Source organism: Candidatus Defluviilinea gracilis (assembly GCA_016716235.1).
Taxonomy (GTDB): Bacteria; Chloroflexota; Anaerolineae; order Anaerolineales; family Villigracilaceae; genus Defluviilinea; species Defluviilinea gracilis.
This window is the reverse complement of the sequence record JADJWS010000001.1, coordinates 425,428-449,634: the sequence shown is the minus strand read 5'-3', so window position 1 is coordinate 449,634 and position 24,207 is coordinate 425,428. Positions and strand designations below refer to the sequence as shown.

Sequence of the window (24,207 nt, the reverse complement as noted above, 5' to 3'; positions counted from 1 at the left end):
GCTTTCACTCAGACACTGTTTCTTCAGTACACGGATACTTCGACGCTTCTTTCAGTCGCAGTACAAGTTTGACGGATTACACGGCCAAACACGGATTTTTATATGGTTTTCTCCGTGAAATCCATGTTATCTGTGTCTTAAGAAACTGATGTTACGCAGTTGAGGTCAAGTCGGTTCTCGTAATGCGTCATTTATGTCGCTCTTGCGCAAGGGTAGCCTAACACGCGAGACGCTTCGCAGTCTCGCGTTACGCGGTTACGCTCTAAGGCGGTCTGTGACCGCCGCATTTCACAGGGTCACAGACCCTGTGAGAGCAAAAAGGCGCTAAGAAACACTCTCTCAGGGTAACATGATCGTGGATGGGTTCGATTTTAGACGCTCCCTCGCAAGATCAATCGCGCTTTATGGCGTCTGTTAACTCATGGATTGGAGCAGGGCTTGTAAATTTCTGCGGTGTAGTTGTTCGGCAAGCCCGCCGAGGTAAACGCGGCTCTTGCCGCATGACTCGATACTGATCTGTTCGATGAGTTCTTCGGCGTTCTTACGCTTCGATGCGGATTTCACCGATCTTTTGATGGTTGTCAGGTAATTGAGGTTTTCCTTGACCGCCGCGTCGATCTCGCCGCGCAGAATAACATCGCCGTGACCTTGGACGATGTTTTCCAGCCCCATGCGCCCGATGTGTTTGATGGAGGTCATAATGTCGTCCGCGTCGCCGTCGACGATGTAGGGGATGGGCATAAAGGCATCCCCTGCGAAGAGGATGCGGTCTTCCTCCACCAGCACCGAGATGCCATCACCGCTGTGACCGGGCGTCGTGGAGAGGATCAGGTTCTTCTTGCCGACGCGCAGGGTGAGTTCGCCGGCTTTGAAGGTCATGTGCGGCAGGGCGATCTTGACTTGTCGCATGGCGGGGTTTTGCCGTTTGGCGGCTTCGAGCGAGGGGATGCCGCGTTCTTCGAGCATGGCGCGGCAGTGTTCGTGCGCGACGATGGTGGCGCCGGGGAAGAAGCAGTTGCCCCAGGCGTGGTCGGCGTGGTAGTGGGTGTTGATCACATAGCGGACGGGGACGTTCAATTCGTGTTCGATGAATTCGCGGATGCTCAGGGTTTCGTCGGGCAGGGCGAGGGTGTCGATCACCACCGCCCACTGCGGCCCGGCGATGACGCCTGCCGTCACCTGCGCATACACTTCGCTTTGGAACCAATATACATTTTCAGATACGCGTTCTCGGTGCATTCAAGATCCTTGGGGAAAATTTTCCTATTGATAGCATAAATGGGGGGAAAATTCAAGTTGTATAGATAAATCTTTGTGTTAGGCGCTTTTCGTAGTACAGCGCAAAGTTTGTAACGGGGCGCGTATGCCGGGTAATCCATTCACGAATTCTTCCTCCATTCGTTGATGCGCGGCTTTTCATTCATGGACGGTTTTCATCGTCGGGCAACCTTGCGCCGTGATATTCATCTCATCGCCCGACAGTTTCTTTTTGGGGACGTGGAAAAATGATGTTGAACGTAGAGTTTTCAGAAAAGACGAAAAAAATTATCAGCATTTACCTCCCGCTTGCGTTCGGCGCGGGTACTTTTAAACCTGTAAGAGTTACGCAGTTGAACCTGTTTCGTCGAAGTTGCGCTATGACGACGGCAGTACAACTGCCCGCCAACTGCGAACGTTATAAACTCTCAGGTAAGTAGTATTTCATTTGATGTTTTGCTTCCCCTCTCCGTGTAACAAAACTGTGACATCCATCTCTTGACTATGATCAGCATTGCGCCATAAAATAAATTTCTGGCAATACGGTGGATCAGTTAAAGCAGGGAGGATTTCCCTCCAGAGGAGACAACCATGTTCAATCTATCTAGAATCGGATTTGTTGCGCGAGCTTTCTTGATCGTTGCATTCCTTGTGGGGTTGATGAGGGTGAACCCGAGTCAAGCGGCAGGCAATACAAACGCCTTTGCCGATGACAGCGCCACCTTCTCGAAAGTCAGTGTCGAGACTCCCCGTTACCCGGTGGGTATGGGAAGCGGGGAAAGCAGACTTGTTCCGTATCGCATTTCTGAATTGGGTCATCTATCAGGCAAAATCACAAGCCGAACGTATCAGTTTTTCACCCAGTATGATGTGCCGGTCAGCGAATCCTTTGGACCATTTAGAGCCAACATCCCGCTTAATTCAGCAGGAACAACCGATTGGAATGAACTAATCTATTTGCCTAAAGCGGTCGCGGAGAAGGCGCATGAAATCCGTGATTACGCGGTGGTGTTGAAGACCACGTTCAAGGGCGAATTGAACACCGGGCGCGAGTTTAGCGCAGAGGCTTCCCTGACGCTCCTCCTGCCGCCGGATACTTTCAGCAAAGCAAGCCCGGCAGATGCGGCTCTCATATCGCCTACCGGTCTTTTCTTACAGTGGAACTCCAGCCTCGGGGCAGTGGATTACGAGTATTGCTTTGATACGGTCGATAACAACTCTTGCGATACCAACTGGACCGGAAAGTATTGGCTGGGAACGTATGACACCAACGCCGCTTTGCAGGATTTACCATCGAATACAACTTTCTACTGGCAGGTGAGGGCGAATAATACAACGGGAACGACCTATGCAAACAACGGGGATTGGTGGGAGTTTACGACAGGGACTTCAGGAAATGGCAGTTTAGATTCGACCTTCGATGGCGATGGGTTGGTGACCACGGCGATTGGGAATTATCACGATGAAGCGCGCGCGGTTGCAATCCAGCCAGATGGTAATATCCTTGTCGTAGGCAGTTTCGGTACTTCCAACGGCGATGACTTTTTTGTGGCACGATATAACCCCGATGGCTCGCTGGACGCAAGTTTCGATTTTGATGGCATTGTCACAACAGATTTCGGAGCAAGCGAGGTTCCGATGGCAATGGCCATTCAGCCTGACTGGAAAATTGTGGTAGTCGGATATTCTGAAATCGGACCCTTCAATGGTGGAGCAAAAATCGCTGTGGCGCGCTATAACACCGATGGATCGCTGGACTCGAGTTTCAGCGCAGACGGAAAAGCTGTCACCGATCTTAACAGTAGTCACGAATTGGCGACCAGCGTCGCCGTTCAGACGGATGGAAAAATTGTCCTTACCGGCTATAAAAATGTAGGCATAAATGATAACGACATCGTATTACTGCGCTATACCTCGGATGGATCGCTTGATCCGACGTTCGACGGTGATGGCATGGTCTCTACTGAGGTAGGGACTGGGAGCGATGAGTTTGCCTCTTCGATCGCCATCCAACCTGATGGGAAAATCTTAATCGGCGGCAGAGCGTATAATGGGAGCGATACGGATCTTGCCCTCTTACGTTTTGACAGCGCCGGGAATCTGGACCCCGGCTTCGATGTAGATGGAAAAGTAATCACTGATTTTGGGGTAGGCTCTGAGCGAGGCGGTTTTGTTGCGCTTCAGCCCGATGGTAAGATCGTTTTGGGAGGCTATAGTGAAGATCGTTTCTTGGTGGCTCGATATTCCAATACCGGGGCGCTAGATCCATCTTTTGATTTGGATGGAAAGACTTCAACTGCTTATCCTGGAATGTTGAATTCTCCAACCGCCAGCGATCTTGTATTGCAGTCAAATGGAAAAATTGTTATTGCCGGCTATTCGAACCGTGATTATGATTTTGCGATAGCTCGTTTTCATCCTAATGGTCTGATCGATTCTACATTCGACTCGGATGGTCTCGTGATTACCGATTTCGATATGAATCGGGATGACATTGCAAACTCGGTCAGTATCCAGGCGGATGGCAAGATCGTGGTAGCTGGATATCGGTATAACGGCTCTAATTATGACATTGCCATTGCCCGCTACATCGGCGACCTGGTTTCACCCCCATCAACTCCAACACCGGCGCCAACCGATACGACTACACCCACTCTAGGCGTCACACCAACGATCCCTACCTCAACACCAATAATCACAAAAACTCCAACGCGCACTCCCACCGTGCCAACCCCCACGACAACAGAAGTCTCAGCTACCCCGAACTCCTCCCCAACCTCCACGCCCGTTCCCCCAATCACGATCGGCGAGACGAGCATTCTCACCAACTCCTATTCCGGCATCGGCAATCAACTTGTGGCGCAACAAGTAACCCTCTCGCAAAGCGCCACTATTCAAAGCCTGAGTTATTACGTCTCGACAGCGAGCGGACAACTGCGCCTTGGCATCTACAACAATAACGGCTCGAACCCCGGGACGCTGGTTGCGGAAACTTCCGCGTTTACCCCGGTGACAGGTTGGAACACACAACCCGTCATCACTCCCACACTCCTACCTGCCGGCACGTACTGGCTGGCTTTCTTGCCGCAGAGTAGTTCGTTCGCCGGGCGCATTTCCTATTCGGGTGTGGGACGTTACTATGGCTACGCCTTTGGAGCGTTGCCTCCCTCCTATTCAACCTCCGCATCCAGCGGCGCGTTCCACTTTTCGCTGTATGCCACGTTGACACTCGCCTCTGTTCCGACCAACACCTCCACGGTTACGCCAACTTTCACGCCCTCGCCAACAGTCACACGCACGCCAACGAACAGCAATACCCTTACACCAACACCGACGCGCACTGCAGCACGCACAGCCACAGCAACTCGAACACCAACAATAACGCCTACGGCGACGATCAGCACTCCGCTCCCGCTTTTCACGTCCACGCCTACGACCACATCGGCAATTACACCCACACCGACGGCAACTCGCACGACAACACGGACTCCAACGTCAACTTTCATCCCAACCACTGCATTGCCCACCATGACTTCCACCCCTGCAACCATTCAGGTGGGCGAGACGAGCGTACTCACCAGCGCCTATTCAGGCATCGGCAACCAACTGATAGCCCAGCAAGTGACCCTCTCGCAAAGCGCGACAATTCAAAGCCTGAGTTATTACGTCTCGACAGCGAGCGGACAACTGCGCCTCGGCATCTACAACAACAACGGCTCGAACCCCGGGACGCTGGTTGCGGAAACTTCCGCGTTTACCCCGGTGACCGGTTGGAACACACAACCCGTCATCACTCCCACACTCCTACCCGCCGGCACGTACTGGCTGGCGTTCCTGCCGCAGAGTAGTTCGTTCGCTGGGCGCATTTCCTATTCGGGTGTGGGACGTTACTATGGCTACACCTTTGGAGCATTGCCCGCTTCATACTCGACCGCTCCTTCCAGCGGCGCGTTCCACTTTTCGCTGTATGCCACGTTGACAATAGCATCGCCCACTGCCACACCGACTGCCACATCTACCTCGGGTATCAGTTGCGTTATTGGAAATGGTTCCGGCTCCGCCACCCTCTTTCTGCCATACAAACAGTATAACTGCGGGAAGAGTTCCTACGCGGTAGGCGTTGGAGACTTCAACCATGACGATAGGCAGGATGTTGCCCTTTCGGTGCGAATGAATGTTTCCGGCGTCCCCTCCAGTCTGTTGATCTTTACCCAGGATGTCAATGGCAATCTCTCTCAACCTCGCGCGTATCCGGGTGGCAACAGAGCGGAGCATATGGCTGTTGGAGATGTGAACAATGACGGCTGGGATGATGTTGTCACAGTAAATTTTTCAGATAATACGATCAGCCTTTTTGCCCAAAATAGCGCCGGCGAATTCGCCGATCGCATAACCTATGCCACGAATTCGGGACCTGACGCGGTCGCGATCGATGATGTGAATAATGATGGACTAAACGATATTGTAGTCGCTCATCACACCCATGCGACCATTGGCGTCTTTATCCAACAGCCGGATGGCGCGCTCAATGCCATGACAACCTATCCATCTGTAGCCGCCGGGTTTGACGATCTAGCCATCGGAGATGTCAATGGCGATGGCTTGAACGATGTCGTCAAGATGAACGGACAGGGGTATGTGAACAGCAACCTCATGGTGTATCTCCAAAATACGAATGGATCGCTGACTACAGCCTCGAATTACTCCATTGCGGCATGCGCATCACCCTGCCTCAGTAAGGGAATTGCGATTGGAGACGTAACCGGCGATGGACGGTTGGATATTACGCTCAGTTATGGAGGCAACAGCCCAAGTTCGAACATTGCGGTTTTTGCGCAAGATGCCAATGGGAACCTTCAGCCATCTGTTTCCTACCCGGCTTATGATATTCCCGAAGCAGTTGATATTGCTGATGTTAACTCTGACGGTTTGGAAGACGTAATTGTCGCGCACAATGGTTGGTTGCGGGCTGGCGTCTTTTTGCAAGAGATAAATGGCGTGATGGGCGTTGAGGCGTTATACCCCTTGCCGAATTTAAATACCGACGATCTGGCGATTGGCGATCTCAATGGAGACCAACTGCCCGATCTGGTATTTGCCGATAGTATGGGGTTGGTTATTCTTTATCGAAGCGTAGACCCTCCGACTACGCCGACACCAACATTCACGCCAGCCATCACAAGCACCTCAACGCGAACTCCCACAGCAACCTTGACCCCGCCTGTCACTTCAACGTTTACCCCTACGCCCACGAGTACCCCCACCTGGGGGGAAGACACAGTTATCATAGGTGAAACGAACGTGCTGAGCATCCCATATGGAGGGTTGGGGAATCAGTTGGTGGCACAGCAGGTTACGCTGACGCAGGGCGCGACCATCCAAAGCCTGAGTTATTATGTGTCTACCACAGGAGGGCAGTTGCGGCTTGGCATCTACAGTGATTCGGGGAATGCCCCGGGGGCTTTGCTGGCGGAAACAGCCGCCTTCACGCCGGTCGCGGGGTGGAATACCCGAACTGTGTTGACTCAACCATCCCTACCGGCGGGAACCTACTGGCTGGCATTCCTGCCGCAGAACAACACACTGGCAGGGAGGTTGACTGTGGCGGGTTCGGGTCGTTATTATGCCTACCCCTTCGGGTCCCTGCCTGCCGCGTTCTCCTCGTCGAACACGGCGGATACCTTCCGCTTTTCGATGTACGCCACATTGCTCATACCATGAGCCATCTCTAATTCAACAAACCGCCGCCGAATTATCAGTTCGACGGCGGTTTGTTCCTTTTGTAGGAATCGCAACTTTCACAAATACTTCATGCCTTTTCGGGTCAACGTACCCTGCGCTTACCTCGGCGATTTATCTTCACCCCGATTGCGGATGCACAGCCGCGTGCTTCATGTGAGCCAGCACTCCCACGAATCCGTTCAAGCGTTGTTGCGAAACCGCCTCTTGTAGATTCATCGGCAGGTAGAAATCGGCGGGGACGCTGAGAATCTCTCCCAGGGTGGAGCCGTTCAACCCGTCGCGAAGAATCGAAGCCAGTCCGCGCACGGTGGGCGATTGCGGCGGAATGTCGAAGTAAAAAAGGATCGTATCATCGGGCTGTTTCTCAGCGACCAGGAACACAGCGGTCATACATTCGGGCACGGTTTCCATGCGATCGCGTTGCGCTGTGTAACGGTCGGGCAGGGGCGGGAAGGCCTCGGCGTACCCGATCAGCGTTTCCAGTTTTTCTTCGCGCGTCATCGAAGCGAAATCGTCTACGATCTCTTGGAGGGTGAGGGGGATGGGCATATGTTCACCACGAAGGACACAAAGAACACGAAGGAAAAAAACCTTTGTGTCCTTTGTGTTTCATAGGATTTTATTTTTCGATCGGCGCGTCGACGAGGTTGCCCCACTCCGTCCATGAGCCGTCGTAGTTTTTTACAGCGGGATACCCGAGCAGGTATTTCAACACGAACCACGTCAGCGAAGAGCGTTCGCCGATGCGGCAATACGCGATCACCTCGCCGTCCGCTTTGATATTCTTCCCTTCATACAACGCGCGCAATTCTTCGGGGGTCTTAAACGTGCTGTCCGCTTCATTCACGGCGGTCGCCCACGGAATGCTCACCGCGCCGGGGATGTGTCCGCCGCGTGTGGCGCCCTCTTGCGGGTAATTCGGCATCGAGATCAACTCGCCCGAATATTCCTTCGGCGAACGCACGTCTACAAGCGGCTTCTTCTCGTTGGACTGTTTCAACACCTCATCGCGGAAGGCGCGGATGGACCGATCCGCTTCTTTCGCGCGGTAGGCTGTTTTCCCATAGGAGGCGATTTCCTTCACCAGCGGCCGGTTCTCCTTCTCCCACTTGAGGCGCCCGCCGTTCATGATCTTCACATTCTCGTGTCCGTAATATTGGAACAGCCACAGCGCGTAGCATGCGAACCAGTTGGATTTATCGCCATAAAAAACGACGGTGGTGTCGTTGGCAATGCCGAGGCTCGAGAGAGTCTCCTCGAACTTTTCTTTGGTGAGAAAATCGCGGCGCAACGGATGTTGGAGCGTGCTGAACCAATCTACTTGCGCGGCGCCGGGGATGTGCCCCACCGCGTACAATAACGGGTCTTCATCCGATTCGAGGATGCGGACGTTCGCATCGTTCACGTGTTCGGCGACCCAGTCGGTCTCCACAAGAAATTCAGGATAGGCGTACGACATGATGTTTTCCTCTTTTTGGTAGGGTCTCGTTAAAATTAAAAGCAGTCAACTTAAACAAAAGGACAGCGAACAATTCCTGCGCGGCATAATGGATGCGCGGGGGCGTTCACTGCCTGACGAGTTGACTGCTTGCGGAAACGTCTGAGGCAGTGGTTACGAACCCCGCCATAGACACAAGCAATGTTGAAAACTATTGATCGGTTTCATGCTGGCGGCTATTGTACGAATCTTGCCCTGCTTGTCAAGTTAAATATTGGAGCCCGTGCCGCAAAGTTCACTTTGCGATCAGTCGCATGGTTACAGCAAAGTCGCTGTCCTTGCAATGGAATATGTTTCCGCCTCCTAAAATAAATTCCCCTGCTTCGGCGCGTCTGTCTCGTCCAGCCCGCCCCAGCCGTACTTCTTCATATCCACCTTGTCTTTCACGAACATAATACCCTCCTCCTCCAAACGTTGACGTTGCCTCTCCGCGCCCGCGCGTTCGCTGATCTTTCCCTGCGAATTGATGACTCTCTGCCACGGCACATCGTCGGGACAGTTCGCCATCGCGCCGCCCACCCAACGCGGACCGAACGCCTTGTACGCCTCGAACTCCACCCCGTTCGGCGGAGGGAGCATCAGCGCGATCTGTCCGTATGAGGCAACCTTCCCACGCGGGATTTGCCGCACAAGAGTCCACACTTGTTCGTAATAGGCTTGTTGGTTGGGAGGGGAGGCAAAGCGCATGGTAAGTAGTAATTGGTAATTGAGGAAAAGAGGATTAGAGAATTGGAGACTAGAGATTGGTGAATTGACCGCCAGTGATGGTTTTCTCCAGTAATTGACGCGCCGAGTCGAAGGTTAATTCCACTTCGATCTGTTGAAAGCACAGATTGCTTCCCATCAATCCCTTGCGGGCAAAGTAGCCGTTGCCTTCATCGTTGAGGCTGAGGTCGTTGTCCAAGTCCACGCGGCATTCGAGAGTCTCGCCGCAACGATTGCATTTCACATGGAAGGTGAGATATTTTTTCTCAGGCTTGGCAGGTTCGCTGGAGAAGAGCTTTTTGAGGAAGGACATGGTTTACTGATCACTGCTCACTGTTCACTCGATCACTGCTCTCAAAACTCCCACTTCCTCAACACATCCATCGCCTTGTAATTCGTCAAGTCCAATTGCAACGGCGTGATGGAAACGTATCCGCTTGCCAACGCGCCGACATCCGTTCCCTCTTCATTGACACCTGTCGGCTCGTCGCCGCCGATCCAATAATAGGGACGCCCGCGCGGGTCAATGCGCTTATCGAGCGCGTCGCGGTACACGCGCATTCCCTGCCGCGTGATGGCATATCCGTTGATCGCATCAAAACTCAAATAGGGGATGTTGACATTCAACACCACGCCCTCCGCCAGTCCCTGCTCGATGACCTTTTGAGTCACTACTCGTGCCACTTGCGCGGCGTGGCTGTAGTCGGTGACGGTGTTCGCAGGTTTATCTTGCGAAGCCAGCGAGAACGCGATTCCCTTCACGCCAGTGATCACCGCTTCCATCGCGGCGGTCACAGTCCCAGAGTAAGTTACATCGTGACCGATGTTCGAGTAGGGATTGATCCCTGAAACGACCAGATCAACTTTTTCTTCGAGAAACCCAAGCAATGGCAACGCGACACAATCCGACGGCGCGCCGTCAGACATGAACGCGGATGTTCCATCTGCAAGAGTCGTTTCGCGCACGCGCAATGGACGATCCAGCGTTTTCACATGTCCCGATGCAGACCAATTTTTATCAGGCGCGAACACGGTCACTTTGCCAAGTTTGCGAACTTCCTGCGCGAGGGCGAGCAGTCCCGGCGCTTGGACGCCGTCGTCGTTGGTTACGAGGATATGCATGATTCTCCGATTTACGATTTCAGATTTTCGATTTACGATTGCTCGGCGATTATAACTCCGCTGGTTGCGAAAGAAAAAGAAGAGTATGATGCCGGCTCTAACAAAACCTTCACCACCGATTTTAATGTAGTGGTAAGCAAAAGGAATTATTATGTTAATTGTGAAGCGCGAAGGTATCAGTTCGGAATTGGCAGGTGAACGATGTTTGTTAATCGGTCCATAGCAGTCATATCTTTGGTTTGCGTGTTGATCATACCAAGTTGCGTCCGTGAGCCTGCGCCAACTGTTGTACTTGACCCTACCGCCACGCCGATTCAACCACAATCCACTTCTGAAGTATTCATCGGAATTCCCCCACTCCGGGACCCTCTCGTCCAATTTGAAAACGAAACTGTGGAAGAATTCGTCGCGCGCATTGCAGTTCGAGACATTAGTTATAGCCGCCCGGTCTTGATTGTCCTGTCGCAATTAGAGATTAGGGGCAATGTGCTCTATGGGGTTCCATCGGGCAGGCAAGATGTGCGCCAATGCTGGTTTTATGAGACCCGCTCAAAGCGAGAATGTACAAGCGAGGATCTGGAAAGATTCTTCCAAGAACGAGCGATTGCCGCGATATTCTTTGCATTTGTTTACTCTGATGGGGTCAAATCTTTATTCCTGGCCGAACATTATTATAGCGGGGATGAAACCAACTTTATCGAATATTATCGCGTGATTCTGGAAAACCGAGATTCAACATGGATTGAAAAAAACATACTCCCGCTCTATTAGTAGTGAAATCCTGTCCTCGGAAGTTTATTGCAACACAAACGTAGGACGAGACGCTTTGCGCATCTCGTCCTACGTTTTCATCCAACCACCGCCGCTTCCACCGATTGGATCGGCGGCAGGAAATCTGCCAGCAATTCCCAATTGTCGCCCGAATCGCGCGTGTAAAACAGTTGACCCGTGTTCGTGCCGACGTACACCCCGGCATCCTCGAACGAATCGAGTCCCATCGCTTCGCGCAGAACATCCACGTGAGCGCGTTCGGGTAATCCCTTTGTGAGTTTTTCCCACGAATTGCCCGCGTCGCGGCTACGCCAGACCGCAAACTGCCCATCCACGCTGATGTGATATTCCTGGCTTTCTTCCGGCACGGTGTAAATCGTGCGCGGATCCGTCGGATGCACGCCAATCGCAAAACCAAAAGGCGTCGGCAACTTGCCCTCGCCGATGTCAACCCAATCTTCGCCGAAGTTGTCACTGCGATACACGCCGCAGTGATTTTGCTGATACAACACATTCGGCGTTGCCGGGTGCATCGTCATTTTATGCACGCATTGACCGAACTCCGGATATTTATCGGGCATAAAATCGGCGCGCACATTTTTGTTATACGGTTTCCACGTCACGCCGCCATCGTCGGTGCGATAACATCCTGCGGCTGACACGGCAATGTACATGCGCTGATCGTTTGTTGGGTCGAGCAGAATCGTGTGCAGGGTCAACCCGCCCGCGCCCGGTCCCCATTCTCCGCGTTGAGGATGATCGTACAGACTTTCATTCAAAGTCCACGTATCGCCGCGATCTTTCGACACAAACAACGAAGCGGGTTGCGCCCCCGCATACAACACATTCGGCTCGCTCGCGCGCCCGGGCTTGATATTCCATACTTTGATCATCTTCTCAGGTTTTTCTTTGATGCTCTCGCCGCCTTCGGAAATGAACGCTTCATCCATCGTGCTGGCTGGTCTGCCCGACTTCGACCCTCGCGACAGGGCAGGCGACTCCTTCGCTTGCGTCCACGTGTTGCCGAGGTCGTCCGAGTGATGGATGGTTGGACCATATACAAAGTGACTCGTCGCCGCGTACAGCCGCTGGTCGCGCGGGTCCATTTGCATGTGCATCACATTCCAACCTTTGAACAGAATGTCGCTCATCTCCCATTTCTTGCGTTTCTCATCGCTCTCGAAAATAAACCCGCCCTTGGTCGTTCCAACCAATATCAGGACTCGTTTGCTCATGTGGGCTTCCTTTCAAAACAGAAAAAATGTTCTAAAACCATTGTATCACATTCCTGCCAGACCATAAGACCTATTGCGGTCGCATTTTTCTCGCGCTAAGATGATGACACAAAGGAGGATGAATGAGGAGAATAATAGGATACGCCGCCGTTCTCATGTTGATTTCCGCTTCGTGCAATTTACCATCGGGGACACAAACGCCTCTTCCTCCATTGAAACCGGATACGCCGCCTGCGGACAATTCCACGCCTTCGATCGTCCCGATCGAAACCTTCCTAACCTACGCATTGCCCACCCCCACGCCGACATTGTCCCTAAGGCTTGTGGTTGCCTATCCCAAGGAGCACATCGTGAATTGCCGCTTTGGTCCGGGCATTGCCTATTCGGTTGTGGGAGAACTGAACCCCGGGAAATTTGCCGAAGTGATCGGTAAAAGCCCCGACCTTGCATGGTGGCAGGTTCGGAACCCGAGCGATCCATCGACAATCTGCTGGCTGTCCTCCGACTTCACCGATACGGAGGGCAACACCGAGGCGGTGCCAGTGGCGACAGCGCCTCCGGTCACTGTATCAGCCGTACTCGTGAGCATCGACCCGGCGGCGATGAACGTGGCATGCGACTCGTTCCCCCGCCTGGTCACCATCACTGTGGAGATCGCGGCATACGGTCCGTCCAATGTGGTTTGGATGTGGAAGGAGGAAAGCACGGGCGATACATCGCAGGAGATGTCCATCCAGTTTGAGGAGGGAGGCGTAAAACGCGCGCAGGATTTTTATCAGGTGCGAAGCGCGAGAGATTACGCCATGATCGTCCAAACGCTGGAGCCGAATATTGTGACGACCCGGGAACCCTTCAAGGCTATTTGCGCTCCCTGATATTTCAACGAAATTGGGAAGCGATTCTGGCGGGATTCCACTATAATGCTGACTGCGCCTTTTTGCGCGCATCAAACTCATGAAATCAAAAAAGAAAACGGTTCAAGAGTCTCTGCTGGCGGAACACCATCGCGATCTGTTGCGCGTGTTGCCGGATACGCTCCTTGAAGTTTCCGCAGACGGCGAGGTGCTGGCATGCCTCCCCGCTCGAAATGCGCAACCGCCTTTTGATGAGGCGCAACGCGTGGGAGGAAACCTCCGTGATTTTTTGCCGCCCCAAGTTTGTTCAGCCGCCTTGTCTGCTGTTCGCCTTGTGTTGGATGACAAACTTGCCCGCCCATTGGACTTTCAATTACCCGGCCGCGCCGGAGCCTCGCGGATATGAAATGCGCATCGCGGCATATTCCGAGGCGTCGGCGCTCCTGATTTTCCGCGCTACAACCTTGCCCCAGCATCTTGAATATGATGATGAAAACTTGATCCACGAGTTGGAGGTTAAGAATCAAGAATCGGAAACCCTGCGTGAAAGTTTGGCGGGCATCGTCGGCTCGCTGGAGTTTTCGGAAATCATCGAGAAGATCCTCGATCAAATTAAACGGGTCGTGCCATACGATAGCGCGTCGATTTGGAGGATCGATGGGCGCGAGCAAAAATTTATCGCGGGGCGGAACCTGCCTGCCGAGTTGCTGGTTGGGAACTATAAGTTTGAGATCGACGATGATAATGCCGTCCTTCCGATTTTGAAGGGCGCTGTTCCTTATTTGTTGAAACTCGATGTGCAGAACCAAATGAAGGATTTTCAAATCCCGCCGCATAATTACATTCATTCATGGCTGGCGATACCGCTGAAGGCGCGCGGGGAAATTTTCGGAGTGATCGCCCTGGATGGATGCGAGACGAATCAATTTACGCGCCACCATGCCGAACTGGCGGTCATTTTTGCCGATCAAGTTGCCATTGCGCTTGAAAATTCCCGTTTGTTTTCCGACTTGCAATCCGAATTATTGGAGCGTCAGCGCGCCGAGCGGGCATTGATCGAGGAGGAACAGCGGTATCGTCTGCTTTATGAAACCGCTAAAAAACAGGCGCAGGAACTTGCCCTGATCGGCCGGGTGCGCAATGCCATGGCGCAATCGATCGATCGACGCGGGGTGATCTTCAATGTTGTCGAATCGATCGCCGAATCATTCGGGTACACACAGGTCAGCCTGTATTTACTACAAGATGGGGTATTGATCATGCAACATCAGGTGGGGTATGAGACTCCCTATACAACCATTACCCTCGAGGAAGGCGTGATCGGCAAGGTCGCGCGGACTGGCGTTCCCGAATTTATTGAGGATGTCTCCACAAATTCCTTGTACCGGCAGGCGGTGGAAGGCGTCATCTCTGAAATTTGCATACCGCTATTCGATCAGGGAACCTTTGTGGGGATACTCAACGTGGAAAGCACGCAAGGAGTGAAATTAACAGAAGCCGACTTCAAATTAATCTCGACCTTGGGCGAGCATATCGGTATTGCCCTCGAAAACTCCCGCTTGTTTTCCAATTTGCAAACTGAGTTATCTGAACGGACTCTGATCGAAGTGAACCTTCGCCAACGCGAATTTGTGCTCGAAGCGGTGATGTTTGCCGCCGAACAGTTCCTTACTTCTTCCAATTGGAAGGATGTGATCGAAGTTGTCTTGGAGCGGCTGGGCAGGGCAATGAATGCCACGCATGCCTACTTATTTGAAAACTTCACCGGTCCCGATGGCTTGGAGCGGGCAAAGTTGTTCCGCGAATGGACCGCCCCGGGATTCCCCACCGCAACCGATTACGGTTCATACACTGAGGCGCATATCATCCAGATTCTGCCGGGTAGCGCCAACGAACACCTGCAACGCGGTGAAGCCTACGCCGGTAATTTGAATACCTATTCGCCCGCAGATAAACCCCGTTTTGAAAATATCGGCATGAAAGCCCATGCAGAAGTGCCTCTCGTGGTGGAAGGGCGCTGGTGGGGCACAGTCGGTTTCGACGTCTACGACAACGCGCGCGAATGGACTCATTTTGAAGTGGATACGCTGCGCGTGGTGGCTAATTTGCTGAGTAACGCCATCCGCCGCCAAGCGGACGAGCGCGCCCTGCAAAAAGAGTTGGTGGAACGGAAACAAATCGAAGCCAGATTGCGTCACCGTGAATCGATCCTCGAAGCGGTCGCCGATGCGGCGAACCGGTTCCTGAAATCGTCCGACTGGCGGAACGAGATCGATGCCGTTCTCGAAAAATTGGGCGTCACGGTCAATGCCTCCCATGTCTTTGTGTTCGAAAACCATGAACTACCAGACGGCACCCTGGTCACTTCGATGCAATTTGAATGGGCCGCGCCTCCGCTATCGAGCGGCCTTCATATCCCGGCATACCAAAACATTCCCGTGCGCGAAATTGGTTTTGAAAATTGGTATGAAGCCATGATCGCGGGGCAACCCTATATTGGCGATGCCAAACGCCTCACTGCAACCCAAATGAACGCCTTGCTTGGGCGCGGGATGAAAGCGCTCCTGGACTTTCCGGTGTTTGTGGCTGGCACATGGTGGGGCGCCATCGGATTCGACGATGTGGACAACGAGCGAGAATGGACCAATACAGAGATCGACGCGTTGCTGGTCGCGGGGAATATTCTCGGCACAGCCATCAAACGGCAACTGGACGAAACCGCCCTCCAGCGCGAACTCCACCAGCGCAGAAAACTGATCAGCGAATTGGAATCGAAAAACGCCGAACTCGAACGGTTCACCTACACCGTATCGCACGATCTCAAATCTCCGCTCTTCACCATTCGAGGCTTTCTCGGCTACCTCAAGCAAGACGCCCTCACCGGGAACACCGAACGATTGGAAGCCGACATCCAGCGCATTGTGGATGCGACCGACAAAATGCAACAGTTACTCAACGACCTGCTCGAACTTTCGAGAGTGGGCAGGCTCATGAACGAACCGACGCTGGTCAATATGCAGCAACTGGTGGCTGATGTGTTGAACTTATCGCACGGGCAGATCCATCAACGCGGGGTGGAGGTGCGCGCGCAAAACAACCTGCCCAACGCGCAAGGCGATCGTCAGCGCATCTTCGAAGTCGTTCAAAACCTGGTCGGGAACGCCGCAAAATTCATGGGCGAACAACCGACGCCCATCATCGAGATCGGGGTGGCGGGTTGGCAACATGGCATGCCCATTTTTTTTGTGCGCGATAACGGCATGGGAATCGAGCCCGAGCATCACGAACGCATCTTCGGCTTATTCAACAAACTCGACCCCAAATCAGACGGCACTGGCATCGGCCTTGCCCTCGTCAAACGGATCGTCGAATTTCACGGCGGTGAGATCTGGGTGGAATCGCAACCGGGCAACGGCTCGACGTTTTACTTCACGCTTCCCGCGCAGGGGACAACTGATTCAGACTATAATCAGTCATCTCATCCTGAGGAGGACTCTCCATGAAGCGCGCCGTCAGTATCAGCCTGGGTTCAGCCACCCGTAACAAAACCGTCGAGATTAGCCTGCTGGGCGAAACCGTTCGTATCGAACGCATCGGCACAGATGGCAACGAAGACAAAGCGCGTCAAATGTTCCGCGACATGGACGGTACTGTGGACGCGTTCGGCGTGGGCGGCATCGACCTCGGCGTGCACACCCCCTGGAAGTTTTATCCCCTCCACGGCGCGCTCAAACTCGTGCGGGATGTGAAACGCACGCCCTACGTGGATGGAAGCGGGGTGAAAGACACTCTCGAAGCGCGCGTCATGCAATGGCTCGAAAAGAAGGTCGGCGACGAGATCCAACCCAAAACGGCTTTCCTCGTGGCTGGCATCACCCGCTATGGCATGACCGAATCATTCATCAACGCCGGCTACCAATGCGTTTTCGGCGACCTGATGTTCGGCCTGGATATTCCCCTCGCCATTCACACCATGAGCGCGCTCAAAACCACCGCAAAACTACTCATGCCGGTCGTCGGGCGCATGCCCCTCAGTATGCTCTACCCAACCGGCGAAAAACAGGAAAAGGTCACGCCCAAATACGAAACCTATTACCAGGGCAACACCGTCACCGGCGGCGATTTTCTATACGTCAAACAACACATGCCGGAAGACATGCGCGGGAAGATCATCGTCACCAATACCACCACGCCCGCCGATGTGGAATTCCTCAAAAAACGCGGCGTGAAATATCTCGTCACCACCACGCTCAATATCGAAGGGCGCTCCTTTGGCGCCAACATGCTCGAAGCGGCGCTCATTGCTGTGGCGGGCAAAGGGCGCGTCTTGACGAACGACGAATTGAACGCCCTCATCGACCAGCTAGGCTTGGAACCGCAGTTACAAAAATTGAACTAACTGATGTTACGCGCCGTTCCGAAGGTTTTGGTAAAAACCCAACCTGATTCACGAGAACCTTCGGGACGTTCTGCGTAAATTCAAAATCGCAAATCGGAGGAGAATTTATGGATGCAGTCGTGATCGCGGGCGGTATACCCAACCCGGAAGACCCGCTCTACACCTACCTGAAGGGCGATGCCAAAGCGCTTGTGGATATTGCCGGCAAACCCATGGTGCAATGGGTGCTCGACGCGCTCAGCGAATCGCAACGCGTCAAGAACGTCATCCTTGTGGGGCTTTCACCTAAAAACGAGCTGACATGCAAGAAACCGCTGCATTTCCTCACCAACCAGGGACGCATGCTCTCCAACATCGTGGCAGGCATCAACAAATCGGTTGAGTTGGATAAGAAAAGCAAATACGTGCTGATCGTGTCCTCCGACATCCCCGCGCTCAAAGCGCACATGGTGGACTGGCTCGTGGAGACCGCCATGGAAACGCAAGACGATCTGTATTATGGCATTTGCCTGAAAGATGTGATGGAAGCGCGCTTCCCCGGCTCGAACCGCACCTACACCAAACTCAAAAATATGGAAGTATGCGGCGCAGACGTCAACGTGACTCACGTCCGTATGGCGACCGAACATTTGGATACCTGGGAAGACCTGCTCGGCGCGCGGAAAAGCCCGCTCAAACAGGCGAGCAAACTGGGGCTGGGTTTGCTACTCTCCCTCTTCATGCGACAACTCACCATCGAAGACGCCGTTCGACGGATCAGCGAGCGCATCGGCATCAAAGGGCGAGCCATCATCTGGCCCTACGCCGAAGCCGCAATGGATGTGGACAAGCCGCATCAACTCGAACTCCTGCGCGCCGACCTGGCGAAGACCCAACGCAAAGCCGCCTCAAAGGCGCGGACCATGGCGAAGAGAACAACGAAAAAGAAACCCGCCGCGCCCAAGAAGAAGACGACTGTCTCAAAAACCGCGCGGCTCAAGCCCAAAGCCAAGCGCGCATGAGCCTCCGAACCATCCTTGAAAGGGATGCCCGTCTTTCCGATCAAATGCGCGTGGCTGAAAAGCCAGGCGCATTGCGCGCTGTAGCAGTCTTCTTCGCGCACTCCGGCGATTCATGGTTTTGGTGGATCGCCATGGCAATCTTATGGTCATTGGGCAATTCGTTTTGGAAAGAATGGGCGGTCATTCAGTTCGTCGGCATCGGGGGGCTGGCGGCGCTGGTGATGGGAATCAAATTCACTGTGCGCAGGAGCCGCCCTGAGGGCGAGTGGGGAAGCATCTATCGAAACACCGATCCGCATTCATTCCCATCCGGGCATGCGGCGCGTTCGTTCTTCATCGCGGTTGTCGCCGCGTGGTTTGGTCCCGCCTGGCTTGCCATACTCTTATGGCTGTGGGCGCCATTGGTCGCGTTGGCTCGCGTGGCAATGGGCGTGCATTATGTTTCGGATATCCTCGCCGGCGCGGTGTTGGGGGCGATCGTCGCCCTGGTCGGCTTGCAAATGTACGAACCGTTCTTCCTGTCCCTCTTCCGCTTCATCGGTTTCCCACTGTGGTAAAAGTCATTTCCCGTTCATCAGACTCGCCAAATGTTCCTCAATGTGCGCGAGATCGCGTTCCACCCAGGTCTGCAAAGTAAAACCATTCCCTAATTCTACGTGACGCGATTCGCGCGCCCATGCGGCAGATGGGAGTTGCCGCAAAAATTCAACCAGCGCTTCCACGCTCGCTACAAATCCATTCAACAAGCCTGCCAGTGATTCGTTCGCGTTGTAATGCTCCGCGGCATACGCGTCCCCGTCAAAATTTTGAAACTCGGGGTTATCCTCCAACGCCGCGCGGCGCGCTCGCAAGCCATACGCCTGCGCGTCCACATCGCGTATGTGCGCGGCAGTTTGATGCGCGTTCCAGCCGCCTTCCAGCAATGGGGCGAAGGGATCCTTCACCGCAAGACATTCACTGCGGAATTGCTTAGCCGCCTCGAGCAGGCGCGCAAGAAGTTTTTCCCGATAATCAAAAAGTTCCTTCATTATTCCTCATTCCTCCAACGACGCGAACATGGTTCCGACGATACCCTCGGCTGTTTTATATTGGACGCACAAACCGCTTCACTCCCCAGTTCAATCTGATTCGGCATGAGCAGGCTGATTCCACATCCTGAATATATTCGATGCGCCGCGTTCCGGCGAGCAACCGCACTGTGAAGAAAAATCACGAACCGCACACCGGCGCCTGATCGGGGTTTTCTTTGGCGTTCAACGGCAACCCCAAATAGGGCGACGGGTCCAGCGTGTTTTCGATCTCAATTTCATTTTTAAATTGCCCCGTCCCATCGTCTTCCACGATCGAAAAATGCAAGTGGATGCCAACGGGGTTGTTCGGGTCGCCGGAGTAATCACCCTGATAGCCGAGGAATGTCCCAGCCTCCACAGGGATTTCGGAAACGCCGGCGGGAAATTCTTCCGCAATGAAAGAATTGCCGAAACGATCAGCCATGTGGGTGTAGTAAAGCCAGATCTGCGCGCCGGGGTTCAGCGGGTCACTGGGCACGCGCACGATCACGGCAGATTTCCACTCCGGCAGGCGCGTGAGGTAGCCGGGGTATGCCGAAATCACGCGCGTAATGCCCACCTCGGTCCCGCCGAAGATATCGATGCCTTGGTGGGTGTGACGAATCCCAAAGGAATCGCCCCATAGGAAGCCGGCAAACCCGTCGGTGGGGAAGAGGAAAGGGGCGGGCCCGCATTGGGAACCGGCCGTCAGCTTCCACTTGGGATGCGAAGCGGGGTTGTCCATCCATGCGCGGAATTTGATCACTCGTTCGGCATTGGGTCGGTATATGAAGTAGGCGGTTGCGATCGCCGTGACCAATGCCGCGAGGAGGATGGAGATGATCAAGAAGCGTTTAGACATAAGGTCGAATTATACCTTTGGGCGTCAAGGCGAACCCAGTATGGTGATGTAATCGAGATAGATAATTTCACCGGAGGCGTGGGTGAGGGTAACGGAATGTTCGCCCGGTGATAATTTGGGGGATGACCATTCTGACCCAGTGGATTGGTTAAGGGTTTGAGTATTCCCATCGATGGCGATGGTCATGGTTCCCAACTGGGGGTCTGCCACATACCCAATGATGAATTGAGTTCCCGTGAAAGTAAAGGTTGCCGTGTCGTCGATGAGGATGGAGATGGAAAGGGTTTCTTCATATGCCGCGTCGACTGTTTCGCTGATCCACCCGCCGTCGTAAAGAATGAAATCGTCGAAATCGTCAATTTTGATCGCGGAGGATGTTGTCGCATTAGTTGTGGGCGTGCCAACCCCGCCCGGCGTGAAAGTAATAGGTGATGCGGATGTTGATGTAAGTGTTCCTGCTGAAACGGAGCGCGGTTGAGGCGAAGGCGTAATTGTCTGGTCTGAGGATTGCCTCGTTTCGATAGTAGGCAGTGTAGGGATTGTGGGGGTTTTATCCTTCTGGAGTTGGGTGGCTGAGGTAGGCTCTTTAGTCGAAGTGAGAGTTCCAAGGAACAGGAATTGAAAAGGCGTCGCCGTTGCTTCGGCTGAAATTTCCGCCTGCGGTTTTCCGAGGAAAAAAATTAATACGACAGAGAGCATCCCGACGATGGACAGTATGGCGATCCCAATCGGGATGATGATGTCAAGGTTGTCGATCAGTCGTTTGACCATATGCGGCATTATACCGAATGGATCCCCAGTCGACCACGCGGGGCAATCGCATTAGAAAATCTCCATGTTCGCAACATGACGCTTTGTCTGCGAATCCGCTACTCTTCGCCAACCTGCGCGAATTTTTCCGAGAAGGATTAGCGGACAAAAAATCCAAATGCGATCCCCCTCGTCGACCATGAAGCCGAATTCTGGCGTTGTGGCGCCGCGTCAATGCCGGTAACCCGGCAAATCGAACTGTTTCCTGAACTTTCATGAAGCGCTGAGAATGCAAAGAGAAGTATCTCAAAATCTCCGCGCATTTGGAGGCGCTCCAGAATAAAAGATTGCTATGACTTATGGGCATCATTTCATCCGAGCAAAAGGTTACACATTACTTGCTTTTTGCAATGAGTTAATTTATTATTAATCTGTCAAAAAGGCAAACCCACCGTGAGGTGGGGACGCAAAGTCATGGATCTTCCACCTTTCTGCGTAGGAGTTGGAAGACCGCCAGACCGCCATTGTATGTATGGCGGATATTTAATTAAGGAGGTGTCTCCTTTTCCATATCGAATAAGTCACAATTCAATCCACAGTCTGCAAGTCAAACTATAAGAGGAGTAATAGTTATGAAAGCAAAGTGGTTTCATGTAACAATGATTGCGGCGCTTTTAGTGATCGCAGTCGTCCCTATCGCAAGCGCGGCGCCTCCCGTTCCAGCCGACCCGATGCTCGGCTCGGATGTCGATAATGCGCCGCATCCGCTTGGTGAACGGCAATACGCCGCCACATTGAGGGGCTTGGAAGCGAAGTTCCATGGTAAGGCGGGGGATGGTAGTATTTATTTGGATGGGGGCGAACACGTCTACCCATTCTATAGAGACCGCTATGTCGAGTTGGAGCGTGAAGGTGAAGATACGATCTGGACCCTGCTGGGTCAGTTCGGCACTCAGATCCACTCCTCCTACGGCGATGTAGCCGGACCTCTTCACAATGAAATTCCCGAGCCCGATCGCGCGGTGGATAACACCACGATCTGGACAGCCGATTTCAGCCAAAGCATGTACAACAAAATGCTTTTTGATACCACCCCAGGCGCCAACTCGATGCGCAATTTCTACATCGAGCAGTCGTCCGGCCGGTATGCGGTTAACGGCACCGTGGAAGATTGGGTCACCGTGCCTTATAACGAGGCTCGCTACGGCGCAAATTATTGCGGAAGCATTGTCTGCGCGACAACCTGGCTTTTCATTCGCGATTCCGCCTCAACCTGGTATAACAACCAGATTGCCGCTGGCAAAACCCCCGCCGAGATCGATGCCTACCTGAGTCAATTCGATGTCTGGGATCGCTATGATTACGATGGCGATGCCAACTTCAACGAACCTGATGGTTATATCGACCACTTCCAGGCTGTTCACGCTGGCGAGGGCGAGGAGACCGGTGGCGGCGCGCAAGGCACCAATGCCATTTGGAGCCACCGCTGGTATGCCTACTATACCCTCCAGGGAAGCGCAGGACCTGCGTTTAATAAATTGGGTGGTCTTCAAGTTGGCGGATCTAGTTACTGGATTGGGGATTACACGGTTGAACCTGAGAACGGTGGCGTAGGCGTATTTGCTCACGAGTTTGCGCACGACCTTGGACTTCCCGATCTCTACGATACATCCGGTAACACCGGCGGCGCTGAGAACTCCACGGGCTTCTGGACTCTTATGTCCAGTGGTTCCTATGGCGCTTCTGGCAAGGCGGCTGACGGTATCGGCACCAAACCGATTCACATGAGCGCATACGAAAAGCTGTACTTGGGCTGGTCGAATGCCGCGGTTGTAAACTACGACGAGACAGCCTTCTTGAAGATGGGTCCCGCTGAGTTTAACTCTGCCGACCCGCAACAGCTTCTCGTGCTTTTGCCCGACAAGGAAGTGGAAAGCTTCATCGGCGATCCCTTTGCCGGAAGTTACTACTATTTCTCCGGCGCTGGGAATGATCTCGACAATAGCATGACCCGCGATGTGACCTTGCCCGCCGGCGCTGTGTCTCTTTCTGCCAAAGTGAATTATGACATCGAGACGGAATGGGACTACGCGTACCTCACTGTCAATGGCACAAACGTAGCCACCAACCTTTCCACAAATGACGATCCGAATGGTCAGAACTTTGGTGAAGGCATCACCGGCGCATCCGGCGGATGGGTGGATCTGACCGCCGATCTTTCAGCGTATGCCGGCCAGACCGTGACCCTTGGATTCCGCTATTGGACTGACAGCGCTGTCGCAACGACCGGCTTCTCGGTGGATGAAATCAGTGTGACCGGTCTTCCTGTCGATGGCGGCGAGACCGATCCGGGTTGGACGTACAGCGGTTTCTCGCTCACAAACGGCACCGTAACGCAGTCCTACGCCAACTACTACATCGCTGAATACCGCAAGTATATTGGGTACGACAAGTCTCTGAAGACGGGTCCCTACAACTTCGGCTTCCTCAATGATCCGAATAAGGGAAATTGGGTTGAGCACTATCCGTATCAAGACGGCTTGTTGATCTGGTATCTCGACTACTCCTTCGCGGATAACAACGTCGGCGACTATTGCTCTGCCGGCACATGCGGCGGCTTCTACCTGCCGGTCGACGCGCATTCCAATATGATGCTGCGCCCCGATGGAACGGCATGGCGCCCGCGCGTTCAGGCATTCGACTCGACATTCGGCGTCAACCGTGTCGACCGGATTTGTTTGAACGTCAACTCCGTCAAGAAGTGCTATGGCGGCTACCCGGGTAATTCCCGCTTCGACGATACGTTGGGGTATTGGGAAGCTCCCGATTCCTCCATCGGCAACAACGGCTGGTCGAGCGTTCCGTTGCCTGGCGTTGGCGTTACCATCACGGTCGTCAGTGAATGGAACGGCTGGGCATACGTGCTCGTCGCGCCAAAGTAAGATAACAGCAAGTTCAGAGT

Annotated in this window: 19 protein-coding genes and 1 riboswitch; of the genes, 9 read left to right on the top strand and 10 right to left on the bottom strand. The window is 53.6% G+C overall.

The genetic code is table 11. The annotated features are described in order from the left end of the window. Nucleotides 1-414: 414 nt before the first annotated feature. A complete protein-coding gene (locus IPM31_02145; protein ID MBK9005773.1) occupies nt 415-1,239 on the bottom strand; it encodes an MBL fold metallo-hydrolase in 825 nt (274 codons plus the stop codon). Nucleotides 1,240-1,848: 609 nt separating this feature from the next. Here IPM31_02145 and IPM31_02140 point away from each other — a divergent pair. Next, nucleotides 1,849-6,978, top strand: a complete 5,130-nt coding sequence (locus IPM31_02140; protein MBK9005772.1) for a VCBS repeat-containing protein — start codon at nt 1,849-1,851, stop codon at nt 6,976-6,978. A gap of 138 nt (nt 6,979-7,116) precedes the next feature. Here the strand turns inward: IPM31_02140 and IPM31_02135 are convergent, their stop codons facing one another. The 5 genes from IPM31_02135 to surE form a co-directional block, all read right to left on the bottom strand. Beyond that, nucleotides 7,117-7,548, bottom strand: a complete 432-nt coding sequence (locus tag IPM31_02135) for a SufE family protein (GenBank protein ID MBK9005771.1) — start codon at nt 7,546-7,548, stop codon at nt 7,117-7,119. Nucleotides 7,549-7,618: 70 nt separating this feature from the next. Continuing rightward, entirely contained in the window at nt 7,619-8,458 is an 840-nt protein-coding gene (locus IPM31_02130) for a sulfurtransferase (protein ID MBK9005770.1), read from the bottom strand. A gap of 342 nt (nt 8,459-8,800) precedes the next feature. Then, nucleotides 8,801-9,184 (bottom strand): MGMT family protein, encoded by a 384-nt coding sequence (locus IPM31_02125; GenBank protein MBK9005769.1) that lies wholly within the window; start codon nt 9,182-9,184, stop codon nt 8,801-8,803. A 49-nt stretch (nt 9,185-9,233) separates the two neighbouring features. Continuing rightward, a complete protein-coding gene (locus IPM31_02120; protein ID MBK9005768.1) occupies nt 9,234-9,515 on the bottom strand; it encodes a hypothetical protein in 282 nt (93 codons plus the stop codon). A 41-nt stretch (nt 9,516-9,556) separates the two neighbouring features. Continuing rightward, a complete protein-coding gene (gene surE / locus IPM31_02115) occupies nt 9,557-10,324 on the bottom strand; it encodes a 5'/3'-nucleotidase SurE (GenBank protein MBK9005767.1) in 768 nt (255 codons plus the stop codon). A 201-nt stretch (nt 10,325-10,525) separates the two neighbouring features. Here surE and IPM31_02110 point away from each other — a divergent pair, with 201 nt between their 5' ends. Next, on the top strand, nt 10,526-11,095 hold the full coding sequence (locus tag IPM31_02110) for a hypothetical protein (GenBank protein ID MBK9005766.1): 570 nt from the start codon (nt 10,526-10,528) through the stop codon (nt 11,093-11,095). Nucleotides 11,096-11,172: 77 nt separating this feature from the next. Here the strand turns inward: IPM31_02110 and IPM31_02105 are convergent, their stop codons facing one another. Next, the gene (locus IPM31_02105; protein ID MBK9005765.1) at nt 11,173-12,330 is read right to left on the bottom strand and encodes an exo-alpha-sialidase; all 1,158 of its coding nucleotides are present in this window, start codon (nt 12,328-12,330) and stop codon (nt 11,173-11,175) included. Between the two features lie 122 nt (nt 12,331-12,452). Here IPM31_02105 and IPM31_02100 point away from each other — a divergent pair, with 122 nt between their 5' ends. The 6 genes from IPM31_02100 (at nt 12,453) to IPM31_02075 (ending at nt 19,141) form a co-directional block, all read left to right on the top strand. After that, nucleotides 12,453-13,205: a hypothetical protein gene (locus IPM31_02100; GenBank protein MBK9005764.1), complete on the top strand. Its 753-nt coding sequence runs from the start codon at nt 12,453-12,455 to the stop codon at nt 13,203-13,205. Nucleotides 13,206-13,284: 79 nt separating this feature from the next. Further along, nucleotides 13,285-13,590: a hypothetical protein gene (locus IPM31_02095; protein MBK9005763.1), complete on the top strand. Its 306-nt coding sequence runs from the start codon at nt 13,285-13,287 to the stop codon at nt 13,588-13,590. Further along, nucleotides 13,535-16,687, top strand: a complete 3,153-nt coding sequence (locus IPM31_02090) for a GAF domain-containing protein (GenBank protein MBK9005762.1) — start codon at nt 13,535-13,537, stop codon at nt 16,685-16,687. Before IPM31_02095 ends, IPM31_02090 begins: the two co-directional genes overlap by 56 nt. Next, nucleotides 16,684-17,583, top strand: a complete 900-nt coding sequence (locus IPM31_02085) for a quinate 5-dehydrogenase (protein MBK9005761.1) — start codon at nt 16,684-16,686, stop codon at nt 17,581-17,583. Before IPM31_02090 ends, IPM31_02085 begins: the two co-directional genes overlap by 4 nt. Nucleotides 17,584-17,690: 107 nt before the next feature. Next, nucleotides 17,691-18,584 (top strand): nucleotidyltransferase family protein, encoded by an 894-nt coding sequence (locus IPM31_02080; protein ID MBK9005760.1) that lies wholly within the window; start codon nt 17,691-17,693, stop codon nt 18,582-18,584. After that, a complete protein-coding gene (locus IPM31_02075) occupies nt 18,581-19,141 on the top strand; it encodes a phosphatase PAP2 family protein (GenBank protein MBK9005759.1) in 561 nt (186 codons plus the stop codon). Before IPM31_02080 ends, IPM31_02075 begins: the two co-directional genes overlap by 4 nt. A gap of 3 nt (nt 19,142-19,144) precedes the next feature. Here the strand turns inward: IPM31_02075 and IPM31_02070 are convergent, their stop codons facing one another. The 3 genes from IPM31_02070 to IPM31_02060 form a co-directional block, all read right to left on the bottom strand. Further along, a complete protein-coding gene (locus IPM31_02070) occupies nt 19,145-19,612 on the bottom strand; it encodes a hypothetical protein (protein MBK9005758.1) in 468 nt (155 codons plus the stop codon). Nucleotides 19,613-19,793: 181 nt separating this feature from the next. Further along, nucleotides 19,794-20,495, bottom strand: a complete 702-nt coding sequence (locus IPM31_02065; protein MBK9005757.1) for a hypothetical protein — start codon at nt 20,493-20,495, stop codon at nt 19,794-19,796. A gap of 24 nt (nt 20,496-20,519) precedes the next feature. After that, the gene (locus IPM31_02060) at nt 20,520-21,266 is read right to left on the bottom strand and encodes a hypothetical protein (protein MBK9005756.1); all 747 of its coding nucleotides are present in this window, start codon (nt 21,264-21,266) and stop codon (nt 20,520-20,522) included. Between the two features lie 410 nt (nt 21,267-21,676). Beyond that, nucleotides 21,677-21,771, top strand: a riboswitch (cyclic di-GMP riboswitch). Between the two features lie 106 nt (nt 21,772-21,877). Here IPM31_02060 and IPM31_02055 point away from each other — a divergent pair. Then, nucleotides 21,878-24,187, top strand: coding sequence for an immune inhibitor A (locus tag IPM31_02055; protein ID MBK9005755.1), 2,310 nt, complete (start codon nt 21,878-21,880; stop codon nt 24,185-24,187). The last annotated feature ends 20 nt before the right edge of the window (nt 24,188-24,207 follow it).

Excerpts from the sequence above, each read along its gene's own strand:
- IPM31_02140 (MBK9005772.1), top strand. The coding sequence starts at position 1,849 with ATGTTCAATCTATCTAGAATCGGATTTGTTGCGCGAGCTTTCTTGATC.
- IPM31_02075 (MBK9005759.1), top strand. The coding sequence starts at position 18,581 with ATGAGCCTCCGAACCATCCTTGAAAGGGATGCCCGTCTTTCCGATCAA.
- IPM31_02135 (MBK9005771.1), bottom strand. The coding sequence starts at position 7,548 with ATGCCCATCCCCCTCACCCTCCAAGAGATCGTAGACGATTTCGCTTCG.
- IPM31_02095 (MBK9005763.1), top strand. The coding sequence starts at position 13,285 with ATGAAATCAAAAAAGAAAACGGTTCAAGAGTCTCTGCTGGCGGAACAC.
- IPM31_02080 (MBK9005760.1), top strand. The coding sequence starts at position 17,691 with ATGGATGCAGTCGTGATCGCGGGCGGTATACCCAACCCGGAAGACCCG.
- IPM31_02055 (MBK9005755.1), top strand. The coding sequence starts at position 21,878 with ATGAAAGCAAAGTGGTTTCATGTAACAATGATTGCGGCGCTTTTAGTG.
- IPM31_02060 (MBK9005756.1), bottom strand. The coding sequence starts at position 21,266 with ATGGTCAAACGACTGATCGACAACCTTGACATCATCATCCCGATTGGG.
- IPM31_02065 (MBK9005757.1), bottom strand. The coding sequence starts at position 20,495 with ATGTCTAAACGCTTCTTGATCATCTCCATCCTCCTCGCGGCATTGGTC.
- IPM31_02085 (MBK9005761.1), top strand. The coding sequence starts at position 16,684 with ATGAAGCGCGCCGTCAGTATCAGCCTGGGTTCAGCCACCCGTAACAAA.
- IPM31_02145 (MBK9005773.1), bottom strand. The coding sequence starts at position 1,239 with ATGCACCGAGAACGCGTATCTGAAAATGTATATTGGTTCCAAAGCGAA.
- IPM31_02100 (MBK9005764.1), top strand. The coding sequence starts at position 12,453 with ATGAGGAGAATAATAGGATACGCCGCCGTTCTCATGTTGATTTCCGCT.
- IPM31_02125 (MBK9005769.1), bottom strand. The coding sequence starts at position 9,184 with ATGCGCTTTGCCTCCCCTCCCAACCAACAAGCCTATTACGAACAAGTG.
- IPM31_02120 (MBK9005768.1), bottom strand. The coding sequence starts at position 9,515 with ATGTCCTTCCTCAAAAAGCTCTTCTCCAGCGAACCTGCCAAGCCTGAG.
- IPM31_02070 (MBK9005758.1), bottom strand. The coding sequence starts at position 19,612 with ATGAAGGAACTTTTTGATTATCGGGAAAAACTTCTTGCGCGCCTGCTC.
- surE (MBK9005767.1), bottom strand. The coding sequence starts at position 10,324 with ATGCATATCCTCGTAACCAACGACGACGGCGTCCAAGCGCCGGGACTG.
- IPM31_02110 (MBK9005766.1), top strand. The coding sequence starts at position 10,526 with ATGTTTGTTAATCGGTCCATAGCAGTCATATCTTTGGTTTGCGTGTTG.
- IPM31_02130 (MBK9005770.1), bottom strand. The coding sequence starts at position 8,458 with ATGTCGTACGCCTATCCTGAATTTCTTGTGGAGACCGACTGGGTCGCC.
- IPM31_02105 (MBK9005765.1), bottom strand. The coding sequence starts at position 12,330 with ATGAGCAAACGAGTCCTGATATTGGTTGGAACGACCAAGGGCGGGTTT.